The organism is Streptomyces sp. NPDC031466 (genome assembly GCF_055581265.1).
Genome location: NZ_JBVIJT010000002.1, coordinates 497,571 through 517,429 on the forward strand (window position 1 = coordinate 497,571; position 19,859 = coordinate 517,429).

12 protein-coding genes are annotated in these 19,859 nt (G+C 71.0%); 10 read left to right on the forward strand and 2 right to left on the reverse strand.

The genetic code is table 11. From position 1 onward, the window contains the following. The first annotated feature begins 231 nt into the window (after positions 1-231). From gltB to ACZ5GP_RS05145, 8 genes are all read left to right on the forward strand, one after another. The gene (gene gltB / locus ACZ5GP_RS05110) at positions 232-4,806 is read left to right on the forward strand and encodes a glutamate synthase large subunit (RefSeq protein WP_468749451.1); all 4,575 of its coding nucleotides are present in this window, start codon (positions 232-234) and stop codon (positions 4,804-4,806) included. Then, positions 4,799-6,259: a glutamate synthase subunit beta gene (locus tag ACZ5GP_RS05115; protein ID WP_468749452.1), complete on the forward strand. Its 1,461-nt coding sequence runs from the start codon at positions 4,799-4,801 to the stop codon at positions 6,257-6,259. Before gltB ends, ACZ5GP_RS05115 begins: the two co-directional genes overlap by 8 nt. Before the next feature lie 255 nt (positions 6,260-6,514). Further along, positions 6,515-7,816, forward strand: a complete 1,302-nt coding sequence (locus ACZ5GP_RS05120; RefSeq protein WP_468749453.1) for a sugar ABC transporter substrate-binding protein — start codon at positions 6,515-6,517, stop codon at positions 7,814-7,816. 54 nt (positions 7,817-7,870) lie between these two features. Then, the gene (locus ACZ5GP_RS05125) at positions 7,871-8,881 is read left to right on the forward strand and encodes a carbohydrate ABC transporter permease (protein ID WP_468749454.1); all 1,011 of its coding nucleotides are present in this window, start codon (positions 7,871-7,873) and stop codon (positions 8,879-8,881) included. Further along, the gene (locus ACZ5GP_RS05130; RefSeq protein WP_468749455.1) at positions 8,878-9,714 is read left to right on the forward strand and encodes a carbohydrate ABC transporter permease; all 837 of its coding nucleotides are present in this window, start codon (positions 8,878-8,880) and stop codon (positions 9,712-9,714) included. Before ACZ5GP_RS05125 ends, ACZ5GP_RS05130 begins: the two co-directional genes overlap by 4 nt. A 200-nt stretch (positions 9,715-9,914) precedes the next feature. Then, positions 9,915-10,118, forward strand: a complete 204-nt coding sequence (locus ACZ5GP_RS05135; protein WP_055556530.1) for a cold-shock protein — start codon at positions 9,915-9,917, stop codon at positions 10,116-10,118. 146 nt (positions 10,119-10,264) lie between these two features. Next, complete coding sequence (locus tag ACZ5GP_RS05140; protein WP_468749456.1) at positions 10,265-11,863, forward strand: DEAD/DEAH box helicase; 1,599 nt, start codon at positions 10,265-10,267, stop codon at positions 11,861-11,863. A 119-nt stretch (positions 11,864-11,982) separates the two neighbouring features. Next, entirely contained in the window at positions 11,983-12,846 is an 864-nt protein-coding gene (locus ACZ5GP_RS05145) for a pentapeptide repeat-containing protein (RefSeq protein WP_468749457.1), read from the forward strand. Positions 12,847-12,855: 9 nt separating this feature from the next. Here the strand turns inward: ACZ5GP_RS05145 and ACZ5GP_RS05150 are convergent, their stop codons facing one another. Then, positions 12,856-13,749, reverse strand: a complete 894-nt coding sequence (locus tag ACZ5GP_RS05150; RefSeq protein WP_468749458.1) for a hypothetical protein — start codon at positions 13,747-13,749, stop codon at positions 12,856-12,858. Between the two features lie 248 nt (positions 13,750-13,997). Here ACZ5GP_RS05150 and ACZ5GP_RS05155 point away from each other — a divergent pair, with 248 nt between their 5' ends. After that, positions 13,998-14,795, forward strand: coding sequence for a S1 family peptidase (locus ACZ5GP_RS05155; protein WP_468749459.1), 798 nt, complete (start codon positions 13,998-14,000; stop codon positions 14,793-14,795). 150 nt (positions 14,796-14,945) lie between these two features. After that, a complete protein-coding gene (locus tag ACZ5GP_RS05160) occupies positions 14,946-18,050 on the forward strand; it encodes an endo-alpha-N-acetylgalactosaminidase family protein (protein ID WP_468749460.1) in 3,105 nt (1,034 codons plus the stop codon). A 25-nt stretch (positions 18,051-18,075) separates the two neighbouring features. On the opposite strand, the gene ACZ5GP_RS05165 is transcribed toward ACZ5GP_RS05160, so the two are convergent. Then, positions 18,076-19,830, reverse strand: a complete 1,755-nt coding sequence (locus ACZ5GP_RS05165) for a glycoside hydrolase family 35 protein (protein WP_468749461.1) — start codon at positions 19,828-19,830, stop codon at positions 18,076-18,078. Between the last annotated feature and the right edge of the window lie 29 nt (positions 19,831-19,859).

Below are 19,859 nucleotides of genomic sequence, written 5' to 3' on the forward strand. Positions count from 1 at the left end.
GAGCCGTAAGCGCTGCGGGCAACGAAGCCGGCGGCGCTCTGGGCCTTCGGCCATGGATCTGACCGTAGAGGCCCCATCCGGCCGCTCCCACCTTCGCGAGCGGTGTCCACATGTTGGAATGAACTATCCGCTTTTCGAGAAGCGTTCCATCATGTAACCTGCACGAAATTTCGCCAGGGCCAACGTCGTCCCTTGCCCTTTGTAGTTGCCTCGACGACGACGGGAGTGCCGATGCGTACCCACGCCTGGTCGCCCATGGACGGTCGCCCCGCCCCCCAGGGGATGTACGACCCCCGTAACGAACACGACGCCTGCGGTGTCGGTTTCGTGGCCACCTTGACCGGTGTTGCCAGCCATGAGCTGGTCGAACAGGCGCTGACGGTACTGCGCAACCTCGAACACCGCGGCGCCACCGGCTCCGAGCCCGACTCGGGCGACGGCGCCGGAATCCTGCTCCAGGTGCCCGACGCGTTCCTGCGCGAGGTGGCCGGATTCGAACTGCCCGAGGTCGGCGCCTACGCCGTCGGCATCGCGTTCCTGCCCGTCGACACCGCCGGCACCACCGACGCGGCCGTCTCGCAGATCGAGACGATCGCCGCCGAGGAGGGCCTGACCGTCCTCGGCTGGCGCGACGTGCCCGTCGCCCCCGAGCTGCTCGGCGCCACCGCCCGCTCCACGATGCCGGTCTTCCGGCAGATCTTCGTCGCCGACGGCGAGAGCACCGGCCTGGCACTGGACCGCAAGGCCTTCCTGCTGCGCAAGCGCGCCGAGCGCGAGGCCGGGACCTACTTCCCCTCGCTCTCCGCCCGCACCATCGTCTACAAGGGCATGCTCACCACCGGCCAGCTGGAGCCGTTCTTCCCCGACCTGTCCGACCGCCGCTTCGCCACGGCCGTCGCGCTCGTCCACTCCCGCTTCTCCACGAACACGTTCCCGAGCTGGCCGCTCGCCCACCCGTACCGCTTCGTCGCGCACAACGGCGAGATCAACACCGTCAAGGGCAACCGCAACTGGATGCGGGCCCGCGAGTCGCAGCTCGCCTCCGACCTCTTCGGTACGGAGAAGCCGGACCGCGTCTTCCCCATCTGCACGCCGGACGCCTCCGACTCCGCGTCCTTCGACGAGGTCCTGGAACTCCTGCACCTCGGCGGCCGCTCCCTGCCGCACTCCGTCCTGATGATGATCCCGGAGGCCTGGGAGAACCACGCCTCCATGGACCCGGCCCGGCGCGCCTTCTACCAGTACCACTCCACGATGATGGAGCCCTGGGACGGCCCGGCCTGCGTCACCTTCACCGACGGCACCCAGGTCGGCGCGGTCCTCGACCGCAACGGCCTGCGCCCCGGCCGCTACTGGGTCACCGACGACGGCCTCGTCGTCCTCGGCTCCGAGGTCGGCGTCCTGGACATCGACCCGGCCAAGGTCGTCCGCAAGGGCCGCCTCCAGCCCGGCCGGATGTTCCTCGTCGACACCGCCGAGCACCGCATCGTCGAGGACGACGAGATCAAGGCCGCCCTCGCCGCCGAGAACCCGTACCAGGAGTGGCTGGAAACCGGCGAGATCGAGCTGTCCGACCTGCCCGAGCGCGAGCACATCGTGCACACGCACGCCTCCGTCACGCGCCGCCAGCAGACCTTCGGCTACACCGAGGAAGAGCTGCGGATCATCCTCGCGCCGATGGCCAAGACCGGCGGCGAGCCGCTCGGCTCCATGGGCACGGACACCCCCATCGCGGCCCTGTCCGAGCGCCCGCGCCTCATCTTCGACTACTTCACGCAGCTGTTCGCGCAGGTCACCAACCCGCCGCTGGACGCCATCCGCGAAGAGCTTGTCACCTCGCTGCACAGCAGCCTGGGCCCCCAGGGCAACCTCCTGGAGCCGACCGCCGCGTCCTGTCGAAGCGTCACCCTGCCCTTCCCGGTGATCGACAACGACGAGCTGGCCAAGCTCATCCACATCAACGCCGACGGCGACATGCCCGGCATGACGGCCGCGACGCTCTCCGGCCTCTACCGGGTGGGCGGTGGCGGCGACGCCCTCGCCGCCCGCATCGACGAGATCTGCGCCGAGGCCGACGCCGCCATCGAGGCCGGCGCCCGCCTGATCGTGCTCTCCGACCGGCACTCCGACGCCGAGCACGCGCCGATCCCCTCGCTGCTGCTCACCTCGGCCGTCCATCACCACCTCATCCGCACCAAGCAGCGCACCCAGGTGGGCCTGCTGGTCGAGGCGGGCGACGTCCGCGAGGTCCACCACGTGGCCCTCCTCATCGGCTACGGCGCCGCGGCCGTCAACCCCTACCTCGCGATGGAGTCCGTCGAGGACCTCGTCCGCGCCGGCACCTTCCTGGACGCCGTCGACGGTGGGGCCGAGCAGGCCATCCGCAACCTCATCCACGCCCTCGGCAAGGGCGTCCTGAAGGTCATGTCCAAGATGGGCATCTCCACCGTCGCCTCCTACCGCGGCGCCCAGGTCTTCGAGGCCATCGGCCTCGACCAGGCCTTCGTGGAGCGGTACTTCAGCGGGACGACGACGAAGCTCGGCGGCGCCGGTCTCGACGTCATCGCCCAGGAGGTCGCCGCCCGGCACGCCAAGGCCTACCCGACCTCCGGCGTCCCCTCGGCGCACCGCGCGCTGGACATCGGCGGCGAGTACCAGTGGCGCCGCGAGGGCGAGCCGCACCTGTTCGACCCCGAGACGGTCTTCCGCCTCCAGCACTCCACGCGCAGCCGCCGCTACGACATCTTCAAGCAGTACACGGGCCGCGTGAACGAGCAGTCCGAGCGGCTCATGACGCTGCGCGGCCTCTTCGGCTTCAAGTCCGACCGCCCCTCGATCTCCATCGACGAGGTCGAGCCGGCCTCCGAGATCGTCAAGCGGTTCTCCACCGGCGCCATGTCGTACGGCTCGATCTCCCGCGAGGCGCACGAGACCCTCGCCATCGCCATGAACCAGCTGGGCGGCAAGTCCAACACCGGTGAGGGCGGCGAGGACGCGGACCGCCTGTACGACCCGGCGCGCCGCTCGGCCATCAAGCAGGTCGCCTCCGGCCGCTTCGGCGTGACCTCCGAGTACCTCGTCAACGCCGACGACATCCAGATCAAGATGGCCCAGGGCGCCAAGCCCGGCGAGGGCGGCCAGCTGCCCGGCCACAAGGTCTACCCGTGGGTCGCCAAGACGCGTCACTCGACGCCCGGCGTCGGCCTCATCTCGCCGCCGCCGCACCACGACATCTACTCCATCGAGGACCTCGCCCAGCTCATCCACGACCTGAAGAACGCCAACCCGCGGGCCCGCATCCACGTGAAGCTGGTCTCCGAGGTCGGCGTCGGCACGGTCGCCGCGGGCGTCTCCAAGGCCCACGCGGACGTCGTCCTCATCTCCGGCCACGACGGCGGCACCGGCGCCTCCCCGCTGACCTCGCTCAAGCACGCGGGCGGCCCCTGGGAGCTGGGCCTCGCCGAGACCCAGCAGACCCTGCTGCTCAACGGACTGCGCGACCGCATCGTCGTCCAGACCGACGGCCAGCTGAAGACCGGCCGCGACGTGATCATCGCCGCGCTGCTGGGCGCCGAGGAGTTCGGTTTCGCGACCGCCCCGCTCGTCGTCTCCGGCTGCGTCATGATGCGCGTCTGCCACCTGGACACCTGCCCCGTCGGCATCGCCACGCAGAACCCGGCGCTGCGCGAGCGCTTCTCCGGCAAGGCCGAGTACGTCGTGAACTTCTTCGAGTTCATCGCCGAGGAGGTCCGCGAACTCCTCGCCGAGCTGGGCTTCCGCTCCATCGAGGAGGCCGTCGGCCACGCCGAGCTGCTCGACACCGACCGGGCCGTCAAGCACTGGAAGGCGCAGGGCCTGGACCTCCAGCCGCTCTTCCACGTGCCGTCGCTGCCCGAGGGCGCCGTCCGGCACCAGATCGCGGTCCAGGACCACGGTCTGGAGAAGGCCCTCGACAACGAGCTGATCAGGCTCTCCGCCGACGCGCTCGCCGCCCCCAGCGCCACCGACGCGCAACCCGTGCGCGCCCAGGTCGCCATCCGCAACATCAACCGCACGGTCGGCACCATGCTCGGCCACGAGGTGACGAAGAAGTTCGGCGGCGCGGGTCTGCCCGACGACACCATCGACATCACCTTCACCGGCTCGGCGGGCCAGTCCTTCGGCGCGTTCGTGCCGCGCGGTGTCACCCTGCGCCTGGAGGGCGACGCCAACGACTACGTCGGCAAGGGCCTGTCCGGCGGGCGCATCGTGGTCCGCCCGGACCGGGGCGCCGACCACCTCGCCGAGTACTCCACCATCGCCGGCAACACCATCGCGTACGGCGCGACCGGCGGTGAGCTGTTCCTGCGGGGCCGCACCGGCGAGCGCTTCTGCGTGCGCAACTCGGGCGCGACCGTGGTCTCCGAGGGCGTGGGCGACCACGGCTGCGAGTACATGACCGGCGGCCACGCCGTGATCCTCGGCGAGACCGGGCGCAACTTCGCGGCCGGCATGTCCGGCGGTGTCGCGTACGTCATCGACCTGGACCGGGACAACGTCAACGCGGGCAACCTGGGCGCCGTCGAGGAGCTGTCCTACGCCGACGAGCAGTGGCTGCACGACGTGGTGCGCCGCCACCAGGAGGAGACGGGTTCGACCGTCGCCGGGAAGCTGCTCGCCGAGTGGGACGTGGCGGTGGAGCGCTTCAGCAAGATCATCCCCAGCACGTACAAGGCAGTGCTCGCCGCCAAGGACGCCGCCGAGCGAGCCGGTCTCTCCGAGACCGAGATCACCGAGAAGATGATGGAGGCGGCGACCAATGGCTGATCCCAAGGGCTTTTTGAACCACGGCCGTGAGGTCGCCAGGACCCGCCCGGTCGAGGAGCGCGTCCGCGACTGGAACGAGGTCTACGTTCCCGGTTCGCTCCTGCCGATCATCTCCAAGCAGGCCTCGCGCTGCATGGACTGTGGCATCCCCTTCTGCCACAACGGCTGTCCGCTCGGCAACCTCATCCCCGAGTGGAACGACTACGCCTACCGCGAGGACTGGTCGGCCGCGCAGGAGCGCCTGCACGCCACGAACAACTTTCCGGAGTTCACCGGCCGCCTGTGCCCGGCCCCCTGCGAGTCGGCGTGCGTGCTCGGCATCAACCAGCCGCCCGTCACCATCAAGAACGTCGAGGTCTCGATCATCGACCAGGCGTGGGACCGCGGCGACGTCGCGCCCCAGGCCCCCGAGCGCCTCTCCGGCAAGACGGTCGCGGTCATCGGCTCGGGCCCCGCGGGCCTGGCCGCCGCCCAGCAGCTGACCCGGGCCGGCCACACGGTCGCCGTCTACGAGCGCGCCGACCGCATCGGCGGCCTGCTGCGCTACGGCATCCCCGAGTTCAAGATGGAGAAGCGGCACATCAACCGCCGCATCGAGCAGATGCGCGCGGAGGGCACCAAGTTCCGCACCGGCGTGGAGGTCGGCCGGGACATCGACGCGATGAAGCTGCGCAAGCGCTACGACGCCGTCGTCATCGCCGCCGGCGCCACCATCTCCCGCGACCTGCCCGTCCCGGGCCGCGACCTGAACGGCATCCACTTCGCGATGGAGTACCTGCCGCTCGCCAACAAGGTGCAGGAGGGCGACTTCGTGGCGCCCCCCATCACCGCCGAGGGCAAGCACGTCGTCGTCATCGGCGGCGGCGACACGGGCGCGGACTGCGTGGGCACCGCCCACCGCCAGGGCGCGGCCTCGGTCACCCAGCTGGAGATCATGCCGAGGCCCGGCGAGGACCGCGCGCCGCACCAGCCGTGGCCGACCTTCCCCATGCTGTACAAGGTCACCTCCGCGCACGAGGAGGGTGGCGAGCGGGTCTACTCCGTCTCGACCACGCACTTCGAGGGCGACGAGGACGGCAACGTCCAGTTCCTCCACCTCGTGGAGGTCGAGTTCGTCGACGGCAAGCTGACCCAGAAGCCGGGCACCGAGCGCAAGATCCCCGCCCAGCTCGTCACCCTCGCGATGGGCTTCACCGGCACCGACCGCGAGAACGGCCTGGTCGACCAGTTCGCCCTGGAGCTGGACGAGCGCGGCAACGTGGCGCGCGACGCCGACTTCCAGACCAACGTCCCCGGCGTCTTCGTCGCCGGTGACGCCGGCCGGGGCCAGTCGCTCATCGTCTGGGCCATCGCGGAGGGCCGTTCGGCGGCCCGCGGGGTCGACCGCTTCCTCACCGGTGCGAGTGATCTTCCGGCCCCGATCCGCCCGACGGACCGCGCCTTGATGGCGTAATTCCGTCCCCCCCTACGTCCCGTACAACGGCGTACGGAACTGAAGCGGCGCCCGCCTTGTCCCCGACCGGACCAGGGCGGGCGCCGTGGCGTTGGGCGTGACGCCTGTGTTGCATGGTGCGCAATGGCACGTGCGCATGTTGCGTCACCCGCAACCGTCATTACGGTTCGGCCGCTTATCCCAATGGGTCTAGACCGCCTCCGCGGTGTATGACCACAATCGCTCCCACCAATCGCAACCTTGGAGGGGGCCGGCATGAAGCGACGTGTCATCGCGGCTGTTTCTATCGCCATGAGTCTCGGACTGACCGCCACGGCGTGCGGCGGCGATGACGGCGACGAGGGCGGCAAGGCCACCGACGGCAAGGGCAAGACCCTCACCGTATGGATCATGGAGGGGACCAACCCCGACGCCCGGCCGTTCTTCGACGAGGCGGGCAAGGCCTTCGAGAAGAAGACCGGCGCCAAGATCAAGGTCGAGTACCAGCAGTGGGCCACCGCCCAGAAGAAGTTCACCACCGCCATCGAGGGCGGCGAGGACCAGGTGCCCGACGTGGCGGAGGTCGGCACGACCTGGGTGCCGCAGTTCGCGAAGACGGACGCGCTCGTCGACGTCACCGACGAGGTGAAGAAGTCCGGCCTCGGCGACGACCTCGTCGCCGGCCTCAAGGACGCGGGCACGCTCGACGGCAAGCAGTACGGCATGCCCTGGTACGCGGGCGTCCGCTCGATCGTCTACCGCAAGGACCTCTTCGCGAAGCACCACATCAAGCCCCCGACCACGTGGGACGAGCTGCGCACGGCCGCGAGGACGCTCAAGGAGAAGGAGCCGAACCTGGTCGCCTTCCCGGTGGCCGGCGGCGCGGAGATGTTCGCCACCCCCTTCGTGTGGGGCGCGGGCGGCGAACTGGCCACCGGGTCCGATGGTTCGTGGAAGTCCGGCATCAACTCGCCCGAGGCCGTCAAGGGCATCGAGTTCTACACCGGCCTCGCCACCAAGGACAAGGTCTCCCCGGCCAAGGTCAACACCTGGACGGAGAAGGAGGTCGGCGAGGCCTGGAACAAGAGCCAGGTCGGCATGTCCATCGGCGGCAACTGGACCCCCAAGGCGATCATCGACAAGAACCCGTCGCTCAAGGGCAAGCTCGGCGCCGTGCCGATCCCCGGACGAGACGGCGGCATGAGCAAGTCCTTCCTCGGCGGCTCCTACCTGTCCACGTTCAACACGGACAAGAAGGAGCTGGCCTGGGAGTTCGTCAAGATGCTGACCACCGGTGAGTTCGCCGCCAAGTGGGCCGAGCAGACGAACTACTTCCCCGGCCAGAACTCCGAGCTGAAGAAGATCGCCGCCAAGAAGGACCCGCTGGTCGAGCCGTTCGCCCGGCAGATGCTGGAGGCCGGCGCCACGGTCCCCAAGACCACGGCCTACGGCGAGATCCAGGCCTCGAAGGTCATCCCCGGCATGGTCCAGTCGATCCTCACCGGCAAGGCGTCCGTCCAGGAAGCCGCGGACAAGGCGGCCAAGGACATGGACGCGATCTTCGCCAAGGACAAGTGACGAGGGCGGCGCCGGCACCGTGAAAGGCACGACTGTGAAGGACGAGGCGCGACTGTGAAGGACGCGACTGTCGTGAAGGACACGCTCGTCGGCGGCGGATCGAAGGCACCGGTCCGCCGCGACCCCCCGCGGCCCGCCGGTGACGCCGAGGCCGCCCGCCGCCGCAAGCGACTGACCACCCTCACCCGCCCGTGGCTCCTGCTCACCCCCGCCCTCGTGGTCCTCGCCGGCCTGCTGCTGTGGCCGCTGATCCAGGTCGGCAAGCTCTCCCTCCAGGACTACGAGGTCAAGTTCGGCGGCGGAACGGGCACGTTCACCGGCTTCGACCACTACCGCGACCTGCTCGGCAGTGACCTGCTGTGGCAGACCGTCCTGCCCAACACCGTCTTCTTCGCCGTCGCCTGCGTCGGCCTGACCGTCGCCCTCGGCACGCTCGTGGCGCTGCTCCTCAACCGCCTCGGGCCGACCTGGCGGCTGATCTGCTCGATCGCGATCCTCGCCGCCTGGGCCATGCCCGCGGTGACGGGAACGTACGTGTGGATCTGGCTCTTCCAGCCGCAGGACGGCATGGTCAGCCAGCTCGCGGGCGCGGCCGGCCTCATCGACCCGGAGACCACCAACTGGTTCACCGAGCGCGGCCCGTTCTACGCCATCGCCACCCTCAACGTCATCCACCACGGCTTCCCGTTCGTCGCCATCACCGTCCTCGCGGGGCTCATGACGATCCCCAAGGAGCTGTACGAGGCGGGGGAGCTGGACGGCGCGAACGCCTGGCAGCGGTTCTGGAACATCACGGTGCCGACCATCAGGCCGGTCTTCCTTGTGGTGACCATCCTGTCCACCATCTGGGACTTCAAGGTCTTCACCCAGGTCTACCTGATGCCGGGCGGCGACGGCTCCAACCCGGACGTCTACAACCTTGGGGTCTACTCCTACATCGAGGCCTTCGCCAAGAACGACTACGGCGCGGGCGCCGCGGCCGCGGTGCTGCTGACCGTACTGCTCCTGATCATCACCGTCGTCTACATCCGTACGCTGTTCCGGCAGGGGGAGGAGGACCTGTGACGGCCCGCCACCGCACCACCCTCGCGAGCCGCGTCGGCCTGCCGGCCGCGGTCGTCGCGCTCCTCGTCTTCACGCTCTTCCCCGTCTACTGGATGATCTCCACGGCGCTCGACCCGAAGGCGCTCACCCGCGGCTCGGACGTCCTGCCGAGCGGCATCAGCCTCGAACACTTCGCGTTCGTCTTCGACAAGGGCAACTTCGGTACGTACCTGCTGAACTCGGCGCTCGTCGGGCTCGCCACGATCCTCGCCGCCGGAGTGCTCTCGCTCTTCGCGGCCATCGCGGTGGCGCGCTTCACGTTCCGCTTCCGCACCTCCGTGCTGATCATGATCCTGATCGTGCAGATGGTGCCGCTGGAGGCCCTCGTCATCCCGCTGTTCATCCAGATGCGGGACTACGACATGCTCAACTCCCTGCTCGGGCTGAGCATCGTCTACATCGCCCTCTCGCTGCCCTTCGCGATCTGGACGCTGCGCGGCTTCGTCGCCACCGTGCCCAAGGAGGTCGAGGAGGCCGCGTACATCGACGGGGCGTCCTGGCCGCGGATGTTCTGGTCGGTGCTGCTGCCGCTGGTCGCGCCGGGCCTCGTCGCCACCTCGATCTTCGCCTTCATCACGGCGTGGAACGAGTTCGTCTTCGCGTACACCTTCATGAAGGGCAGCGACAAGTACACGGCGGCCGTCGGCATCTACCAGTTCTTCGGGGAGAACTCGACGTCCTGGGGTCCGGTCATGGCCAGCTCCACGCTGGTCACGGTGCCGGTGATGATCTTCTTCGTGGTCGTGCACCGGAGGCTGGGCTCGGGCCTGGCGGCGGGCGCGGTCAAGGGCTGAGGCCCCGGGAACAACCGCTCCGCCGGGCGTGTTAAAGTTATGTGTTGCAGTTTTGGTACCCATGACTTTATGTACGCCTGACGGGAATGCTCCGAGGGCGCGTAATTGTTTTACCGGTTCTCTCCGGTATGGGGTCATTGCAGCGCTGGAGATCGCAATTCCGTGATTCTCCATACTCTGCCCCTGTTGAGGAGATTGACATGGCAACCGGCACCGTTAAGTGGTTCAACTCGGAAAAGGGCTTCGGCTTCATCGAGCAGGACGGCGGCGGCCCCGACGTCTTCGCCCACTACTCGAACATCGCGTCCTCCGGCTTCCGTGAGCTCGTGGAGGGCCAGAAGGTCTCCTTCGAGGTCACCCAGGGCCAGAAGGGCCTCCAGGCCGAGAACATCGTTCCTGCCTGATCGTCGCAGCGCGCGAACCTCAGAGCCGAGGCCCGCACCGGAAGGTGCGGGCCTCGGCTTGCGCTGTCATCGGGCCCTACGGGCCCAGAGCCGCACCGAAGGCTCAGAGGTCCGGAAAAGTCCAGCGACCAGGAAGGCATCACTGCATGAACAACTCCGACCGCCCCGCACGCCCCGCCCGCAAGCGTTCCGCGAACCCCGCGGGGAAGGGCAGGCCGAACGGCCAGGCCGGCGGCTCCGCGAGGGGCCAGGCCGGCGGCTCGGCCAGGGGCCAGGCGAAGGGCTCCGTGCACTCGGCGAAGAAGCCCGCGAGCCGTAAGCCGAAGCCGGCCCAGGGCGGAGAGTTCGCACTGCCGGAGAGCATCACCCCGGCCCTGCCCGCCGTCGAGGCCTTCGGCGACCTGGACATGCCCGAGGCCCTCCTGAAGACGCTGGCCGCCCAGGGCGTCACCGCCCCCTTCCCGATCCAGGCGGCCACCCTGCCCAACTCCCTCGCCGGCCGTGACATCCTCGGCCGCGGGCGCACCGGCTCCGGCAAGACCCTCGCCTTCGGCCTCGCCCTGCTGGCCCGCACCGCCGGGCACCGCGCCGAGTCGAAGTCGCCGCTCGCCATGGTCCTGGTGCCCACGCGCGAGCTGGCCCAGCAGGTGACGGACGCCCTCACGCCGTACGCCACCTCGGTGAACCTCCGCATGGCCACCGTCGTCGGCGGCATGTCGATCACCAAGCAGTCGGGCACGCTCCGCCGCGGCGCCGAGGTGCTCGTCGCGACCCCCGGCCGCCTCAAGGACCTCATCGAGCGCGGCGACTGCGACCTGTCGCGGGTGCGCACGACCGTCCTCGACGAGGCCGACCAGATGGCCGACATGGGCTTCATGCCGCAGGTCACCGCGCTGCTCAAGCAGGTCGAGCGGGGCGGCCAGACCATGCTGTTCTCGGCGACGCTGGACAAGAACATCGACCGGCTCGTCCGGATGTTCCTGAGCGACCCCGTCGTGCACTCCGTCGACCCCTCCGCGGGCGCCGTCACGACGATGGAGCACCATGTGCTCTACGTCGCCGACGAGACGGACAAGAAGGCCGTCGCCATGCGGATCGCCGCCCGCGAGGGCCGCGTGATCATGTTCCTGGACACCAAGCGCGCCGTGGACCGCTTCACCAAGCGGCTCCTCGCCAACGGCGTACGCGCCTCCGGCCTGCACGGCGGCCGCTCCCAGCCGCAGCGCAACCGCACGCTCGACCAGTTCAAGACCGGGCAGGTCACCGCGCTGGTCGCCACGAACGTCGCGGCGCGCGGCATCCACGTCGACGACCTCGACCTCGTCGTCAACATCGACCCGCCCGCCGATCACAAGGACTACCTGCACCGGGGTGGGCGCACCGCGCGGGCCGGGGAGTCCGGCAGTGTCGTCACGCTCGTGCTGCCCGAGGAGAAGCGGGACATGACGCGGCTGATGTCCGACGCGGAGATCAGCCCGCGGACGGCGCGGATCAGCTCCTCGGACGAGGAACTGGTGCGGATCACCGGGGCGCGGGAGCCTTCCGGGGTGCCGGTCGTCATCGAGACGCCCGCTCCGCAGCAGCCGGCGGCCGGGGCTTCGCAGCGGCGTCGGCGGCCTCGCAGCGGAGGCGGCGGGGGTGGCGGTGCGGGTGCGGGTGCGGCTGCGGCTTCCGGGCAGGGGCGGCGTCGGGCGCCCCGGCGGGCCGGGGGCGGGGCCCAAGGGGGGCGTCGTAGCGCCGCGTAGTCTTTCGGCTTCCCGCCGTGGGGGGTTTCCCGCCGCTCCGCGGCGGGTTTCTTCCACCCACCCACCCGTTTGCCCCGCATCGACAAGCCACCGTGCGAAGTCCGACAAGGAGACGTTCGATGAAGTCGGAGCGTGATCCGCTCGCGCTGAACCTGCTCGGGGACGAACAGGATGGCCGCGCCGGGCTGCGCGCCGAGTGCGGCGACTGCTTCGGGCTCTGCTGTGTAGCCCTCGCCTTCTCCGCGTCCTCCGACTTCGCCGTCGACAAGGACGCGGGCAAGCCCTGCGCCAACCTCCGGGCGGACTTCCGCTGCGGCATCCACCGCGAGCTGCGCGACAAGGGCTTCCGGGGCTGCACGGTGTACGACTGCTTCGGCGCCGGGCAGCACGTCTCGCAGGGCACCTTCGGCGGCCGCGACTGGCGCGCGGAGCCCGCCACCGCCCGGCAGATGTTCGAGGTGTTCCCGGTCATGCGGCAACTCCACGAACTGCTCTGGTACTTGACCGAGGCGCGCACGCTGCCGCAGGCCGAGCCGATCCGCTCCGACCTGGAGAAGGCCCTCGCCAGGACCGAGGAACTCACCCGGGGCTCCGCCGAAGCCGTCGCCGCCACCGATGTCGCCGCCCACCGCGAGGACGTCAACGTCCTGCTCCTGCGCACCAGTGAACTCGTACGCAAGGGCGTCGGCGGCAAGAAGAAGAACCGGCGAGGGGCGGACCTCTTCGGCGCCCGGCTCAAGGGCGCCGACCTCAGGGGCGCCACCCTGCGCGGCGCCTGCCTGATCGCCGCCGAGCTGCGCGACGCGGACCTGCGCACCGCCGACCTGATCGGCGCCGACCTGCGCGACGCGGACCTGCGGGGCGCCGACCTGACCGGCGCCCTGTTCCTCACGCAGTCGCAGGTGAACGCGGCCAAGGGCGACGAGCGCACCAAGCTCCCCGGCGCCCTGGCCCGCCCCGGCCACTGGTCGGACGCGTCCTAGCCGCGCGCCTCAGGCGTCGCACTCCAGGACGGTGCGGCACAGGGCGCACCGGGCCCGGACCCGGCCCCGCGCCGGGACGCGGATCCGCTGGAAGCACGTGGGGCAGGGGAAGGACACCCGTAGCGTGCCGGGCCCGTCGGGCGTGAACGCGTACGCCGCCCCGGGCGCCCGCGCGTCGTGCTCACGCGCGTACCGCCGGTCCTTCGCGTACCGCCGCCTGTCCGCCCAGCCCGCAGCCGCCAGCGGTGGCTGCCGCTCGTCGCGGCGGGCCTGGGCGAGGCCCTTGGTGTACGCCGTGTACGCCTGCGCGCTGGTGAACCACGTCTCCGGTGCCTCGCCGAACGCCAGCGCCCGCTTGGCGAGGACGTAGCCGAACTCCTCGGGGGTGAGGTAGCCGAGCTTCTGGGAGGAGGCGCCGTCCTCGCGGTAGGCGTCCAGGAGCAGCCAGCCCGCGCCCAGGTAGGTGGCGGCGGTGTCGGTGAGGATCTCGTTGTCGCGCGTGCCGGGGAAGGACAGGTCGAGGCGGTGCAGGTACACGTGCGTGACCTCGTGGGCGAGTGCCGCGCCGATGTCCCGCCGGTGGGTGCGGAAGCGGTCGTTGAGTTCGAGGAAGTACTCGGGGCCGGCGGTGAGTTCGACGTTCGCCGCGTGGGTCATCTCGCGGAAGCCGACGATCATCCGGGCGTCGGGCAGACGGAAGTGCCGCACCATCTCGCGGGCCACCCGCTGGACACCCGGATACAGGTCGTCCTGGTCGCCGAGGGCCACGTCGGCGGGGGCGACGCTGGTGTCGAAGGCGTGGACGGTGTCGTACGACAGGCGTTTGTGGAGCGCGGTGACGGCGGCGCGCACGGTCTCCAGATGGGGGTAGCCGTGTACGACAGGACCGCCGCCGACCGTCACGCCCGCACCCCCTGACGCCACCCGCCGGTCACCCGACTCGCCCTCACTGTACGGCTGTTGGGGCCTGCCGCCCAGGGCGGGCGGGGGCTTCGCGCGGCGCCTCGTGGCCGGAAACAGCCCCTTGTACTCAGCGGACGCCGATCTCCATAATCCGGGACAACGCTTTTGGCGGGCTCATGCCATCCGTGTGGTCGATGGGAGCCCATGGCGTGCACCGCCCCCCACGAAACCCCACGAAGGGAAGTCCGTTGAAGACCAAGCCGCGTGGAGTCAAGAGAGCCGCCACCCTCGGTGGAATCGCGCTCGCCGCCCTCAGCCTGCAGCCCGTGGCCGCCTCCGCCGCTCCCGAGCCGGGCCCCCGGCCGAGCGAGAGTGTCGTCGGCGGCACCACCGCCAAGCAGGGCGAGTTCCCGTTCATGGTCCGGCTGTCGATGGGCTGTGGCGGCGCTCTGTACGCCAAGGACATCGTGCTGACCGCCGCCCACTGCGTGGACGGCTCCGGCGCCAACACCAGCATCACCGCCACCGCGGGCGTCGTCGACCTGCGCAGCACCTCCGCGATCAAGGTCAAGTCCACCAAGGTCCTCCAGGCCCCCGGCTACAACGGCAAGGGCAAGGACTGGGCGCTCATCAAGCTGGCCAAGCCGATCGACCTGCCCACGCTGAAGATCGCCAAGGACACCAGGTACAACAACGGCAACTTCACCGTCGCGGGCTGGGGCGCCGCCCGGGAAGGCGGCGCCCAGCAGCGCTACCTCCTCAAGGCGACCGTCCCCTTCGTCAGCGACGCCGACTGCAAGGCCGCGTACGGCGCCGAACTCACCCCCGGCGAGGAGATCTGCGCCGGCTACCTCGCCCAGGGCGGCGTCGACACCTGCCAGGGCGACTCGGGCGGCCCCATGTTCCGCAAGGACGAGGCCGGCGCCTACGTCCAGGTCGGTATCGTCAGCTGGGGCAACGGCTGCGCGCGGCCGAACTTCCCCGGTGTCTACACCGAGGTCTCCACCTTCGCCGCGAACATAGAGAGCGCGGCCGCCGGTCTGTGACCTTCCGCCGCACCGACATGCGGGGCGTCCACCGCGGGCGCCCCGCACGTACGTAAGTCCAAGTCCTGTCCCTCCTTAGTCCATGGGCGTGTCCGCCCCGCCCGGCGCATCGTGATCGGCACCGATTCCGACCCATGACAGGGGTGCCGCATGCCGCCGTCGGACACGTCAGGCCCGAGCCGCCGAGCCGTCGTCGCCACCGGGGCGATCGCCGGGGTGGGAGCCGCATTCGCCCCGGGTGCCGGCGCCTTCGCCGCCGGGCCGCCCGCCGCCGAAGCGGTCCTGCGCTCACGCCACCTGGACGTGCGCGTCGCCCGCGACTTCCCCCGTGTCGTCTCCTACACCGACCGCGCGAGCGGCGCCGTCCTGCACGGCCGCGCCGACGCCGTCACCGCCGTCCTCATCGACGAGAGCGAGCACACCCCGCGGGTCACCGCGTCGGTGGGCCGATCCCGCGTCTCCTACACGCTCGCCTTCGCCGGCGGCACCCGGATCGACGTGGAGATCGCCGTCGAGGGACACCGGGTCCACTGGCGCGTCACGCGGATCGCGGACACCGACGCCCTGCGGGTGGGCACCTTGCGGATCCCCGGCCTCGCCCTGCTGTCCGTACGCGACGACCAGCCCGGCGCCGCCCTCCTCGCCGCCCAGGTGCGGCTCGACCGGGCCGGGAGCGGCGACACCCTGGTCCGGCCGGCCCGGGACACGCCCGCCCGAGCGCCCAGTGGATGCGCGTACGCCGTCGTCGCGCACGACCGGCTCGGCGGGGCCGTCGAGACCAACACCTGCTACGACAGGCCGACCTCGGCGGCGGGCACCACCTGGGAGAACGGCCGCCTGTGGCACGAGACGGCACACGTCGACGGCCGCGTGGAGGCCCGGCTGACGCCGGGGCAGTGGACCCACCGCGCCGCCACCGCGCCGCTGGACGCCACCGAACCCCTGCCGTACGCCACCGTCGTGATCACCGGTGACCGCAACGGCGACGGGGTGGTCGACTGGCAGGACGCCGCGATCGCCTTCCGCGACATCATGGTGACGCCGCTCGGCGCCGACGAGCAGCACCTGCGGGTCGTCCCGCACATCCCGTTCAACTTCGCCTCCCAGGCCACCAACCCGTTCCTGGCCACCCTCGACGACGTCAAGCGGATCCACCTCGCCACCGACGGGCTGCGCCAGTACACGCTCCTCAAGGGCTACCAGTCCGAGGGCCACGACTCCGCCCACCCCGACTACGCCGGCCACTACAACACCCGCGCCGGCGGCCTGGACGACCTCAACACCCTGGTCCGCGAGGGCAGGAAGTGGAACAGCGACTTCGGTGTGCACGTCAACGCCACCGAGTCCTACCCCGTGGCCCACGCCTTCTCCGAGAAGCTGGTCGACAAGAACGACGAGCAGTGGGACTGGCTCGACCAGAGCTACCGCATCGACCAGCGCCGCGACCTGGTCTCCGGGGACATCATCAAGCGCTTCGCCGACCTGCGCGCCCAGACCCATGAGGGCCTGAACACCCTGTACATCGACGTGTTCCGCGAGTCCGGCTGGACCTCCGACCGCCTCCAGCGGGCGCTGCGCGCACAGGGCTGGACGCTCACCACCGAGTGGGGCCACGGCCTCGAACGCTCCGCCGTCTGGTCGCACTGGGCCACCGAGACCGACTACGGCGGCGACACCTCACGCGGCATCAACTCCCGCCTCATCCGCTTCGTGCGCAACCACCAGAAGGACGTCTTCGCCGACAAGTGGCCCACCCTCCTCGGCATCGCCCGCATGGGCAACTTCGAGGGCTGGGTCGGCAAGACCGACTGGCACGCCTTCCACGACCTGATCTGGACCCACTCGCTGCCCGCCAAGTACCTCCAGGCGTACCCCATCAAGACCTGGGACGACCACGAGATCACCTTCTTCGGCCCCACGCGGACGACCGTCTCCGACGCCGACGAGGGCAGACGCCGCATCACCACCGACGGGCACCTCGTCTACGACGACGGCCGCTACCTGCTGCCCTGGGAGCCCCGCGAGGCCACGGACCCCGCCAAGCTGTACCACTACAACCCGGACGGCGGGACCGGCACATGGCACCTCCCGCGCGCGTGGGCGAGCCGCTCCCGCGTCGCCCTGTACCGGCTCACCGACCAGGGCCGCGTCTTCGAGTCGTACGTCCCCGTGACGGACGGAGAAGTCACCCTCCGGGCCGAGCCGAAGCAGCCCTACGTCCTCTACCCCGAACGGGCGGCGGCCCCGCCGGACCCGAAGTGGGGCCAGGGCACCCCCCTGCACGACCCGGGCTTCCACTCCGGCTCCCTCACGGGCCGGCGGGTCACCGGGCCCGCCACCGTGCGGCGCAGCGCCCTCGGCGACCACGAACTGGTCATCGGCGCGGGCGCCGAGGCCCGTGTCACCCAGCGCCTGGCCCGGCTGCGGGCCGGGACCTACGCGGCCTCCGTGCAGGTCGAGGTCGGTGAACGACCGGGGGAGCGGCGCAAGGCCTCCCTGGAGGTCCGCACCGCCGACGGCGTCGTCGCCGCCAACTTCACCGAGACCTCCACCGCGGGCAACTTCGTCGCCGCCGACCGCAAGCACGGCACCCGCTTCCAGCGCATGTCCACCTTCTTCACCGTCCCCGAGGGCGGCGGCACCGCCGAGCTGACCCTGCGGGCCGAGGCGGGCCGGGCCCGGGTGCGCTTCGACAACGTACGCGTCGTCGAGGCCCGCCGCCCCGCCGAGCGGCCCCGCGCCACCCTCGTGCACGAGGACTTCGAACACGTCCCGCAGGGCTGGGGGCCGTTCGTGAAGGGCGACGCGGGCGGCGTCACCGACCCGCGCACCCACATCGCCCAGCGCCACGCCCCCTACACGCAGCGCGGCTGGAACGGCAAGGCGATCGACGACGTCATCGACGGCGCCGAATCCCTGAAGTCGCGCGGCGAGAACACCGGCCTCGTCTACCGCACCGTGCCCCACACCGTCCGCTTCGCCCCCGGCAGGCGCTACCGCGTCACCTTCCGCTACGAGAATGAGAAGGCGGGCCAGTACGCCTGGATCACCGCGGTCGACGCACCGGCACCCCGCGAGACCGACCGCGAGGACCTCCCCGTCGCCACCGCGCCCACCACCCTCACCTACGAGTTCACCGCCCCCGCCGAGGGCGAGGCCTGGGTCGGCCTGCGCAAGACCGGCGACGACGGCACGGCGGAGTTCGTCCTGGACGCCTTCGAGGTGACCGAGGTCGGAGCGGGGGCGGGGGCGTAGGTCTGAGGGGGTAGGGGCGGCCGGCTCAGGACAAGGTGATCTCCGCCCCGCCCGCCCCCTCCAGCTCCAGCACCCACACCTCGTTGGCGCCCTCGCGCAGCACGGGGCCCGGCACGTACAGCGACCGCTGCGGGCCGATCGACCAGTAGCGGCCCAGGTTGAAGCCGTTGATCCACGCGAACCCCCGCGTCCAGCCCGGGAGTTCCAGGGACGCGTCGCCGGGGGCGGTGACGGCGACCGTGCCCCGGTACAGGCCGGGGCGGCCCTCCCCGGCGCCCGACGCGGGAACCGCCCCTACCGCCGACACCACGTCGAACGCGTCGAGCCGCAGGCCCCGCGCCCGCACCCCGTGCAGATACTGCCGCTCGTGCAGGATGCCGCCCGTGATCCCCTTGCTCTCGCCCAGGCGCGGCCCGTAGTTGACCCGGCCGAGCGACTCCACCCACAGCTCCACGCGCGCGTGCCCGGCCACGGGGCGGGCGAGGACGGGCTCCTCCTCGCTCAGCACACCGGCGCGCTCCCCGTCCACGTACACCACCGCGAGATCGCGCAGACCCCGCACGCCCAGCGGATACGGCTCGCGCGGCCCCGGCACCGTCACGGCGTAGCGCACCAGGCCCCGGTCCACGTCCAGCTCTTCGAAGGTGGGCGGTACGGCATGGTCCGTCTCCGGGGTGCCGAGGTGGTCCAGGACCGTGTCCAGCGACGACCAGTCCGTCAGCGTCGCGGCGGCGGGGGAGCCGAGGACCGGCGGGGGCGGCGGCGGCTCGGGCGGGGGCTCGACCGCGTAGCGCGCGAGGACCTCCCGGAACCGCCGGAACTTCTCCGTGGGCCGGCCCCGCTCGTCGATCGGCGCGTCATAGTCGTACGACGTGACGTCCGGCTCCAGCGGCCCGTCGTGCAGCGCGCCGCCACCCCGGTTGGCCCCCGCCCAGCCCGCGAAACTCGTGCCCCCGTGCGCCATGTACAGGTTCACCGACGCCCCGCACTCCAGGATCTCCCGCAGCGCCGCCACGGCGTCGTCCACCTCCCGTACGACAGGGTCCGCGCCCCAGTGGTCGAACCAGCCGCACCAGAACTCCATGCACATCAGCGGGCCCGTCGGGCGGTGCGCGCGCAGCCTCGCGAAGCCGGAGCGCCCCCGGGAGCCGAAGTTCACCGTCGCCTGCACCCCGGGGAGCGAGCCGCCGGTCAGCATGTGGTCCTCGGGACCGTCCGAGGTGAACAGCGGGACCGTGACGCCCGCCGAGCGCAGCACAGCGGCGAGGCGGCGCAGATACACCTGGTCGGAGCCGTAGCTGCCGTACTCGTTCTCGACCTGCACCATGATCACCGGGCCGCCGCCGGGACCCCCGTACTGGCGCGGCACGACCTGCGCGAGAAGCCGGTGGAACCACCGCTCCACCGGCCCCAGGTACGCCTCGTCCCGGGTCCGCACGCGGGCCCCGAGCGGACCCGTCAGCCAGTGCGGCAGACCGCCGTTCTCCCACTCCGCGCAGATGTACGGGCCCGGCCGCACGATCGCCCACAGGCCCGCCTCCCGCACCGCGTCCAGGAAGCGGCCGACCGCCTCGACGTCGCGGAACGCGCCGGGACGCGGCTCGTGCAGATTCCACGGGACGTACGTCTCCACGCAGTTGAGCCCCATCGCCCGCAGCATCGCGAGGCGGTGCCCCCACTGCTCCTCGTGCACCCGGAAGTAGTGCAGCGCGCCCGACAGCAGCCGCACCGGCCGCCCGTCCACCTCGAAACAGTCCTCGCCGACCCCGAACCCGTCCACCGTGTCCTCCGCCTCCCCCTCGCCCGACG

Coding starts and splice junctions, on each gene's coding strand:
- gltB (WP_468749451.1), top strand. CDS start 232: ATGCGTACCCACGCCTGGTCGCCCATGGACGGTCGCCCCGCCCCCCAG.
- ACZ5GP_RS05115 (WP_468749452.1), top strand. CDS start 4,799: ATGGCTGATCCCAAGGGCTTTTTGAACCACGGCCGTGAGGTCGCCAGG.
- ACZ5GP_RS05120 (WP_468749453.1), top strand. CDS start 6,515: ATGAAGCGACGTGTCATCGCGGCTGTTTCTATCGCCATGAGTCTCGGA.
- ACZ5GP_RS05135 (WP_055556530.1), top strand. CDS start 9,915: ATGGCAACCGGCACCGTTAAGTGGTTCAACTCGGAAAAGGGCTTCGGC.
- ACZ5GP_RS05140 (WP_468749456.1), top strand. CDS start 10,265: ATGAACAACTCCGACCGCCCCGCACGCCCCGCCCGCAAGCGTTCCGCG.
- ACZ5GP_RS05145 (WP_468749457.1), top strand. CDS start 11,983: ATGAAGTCGGAGCGTGATCCGCTCGCGCTGAACCTGCTCGGGGACGAA.
- ACZ5GP_RS05160 (WP_468749460.1), top strand. CDS start 14,946: ATGCCGCCGTCGGACACGTCAGGCCCGAGCCGCCGAGCCGTCGTCGCC.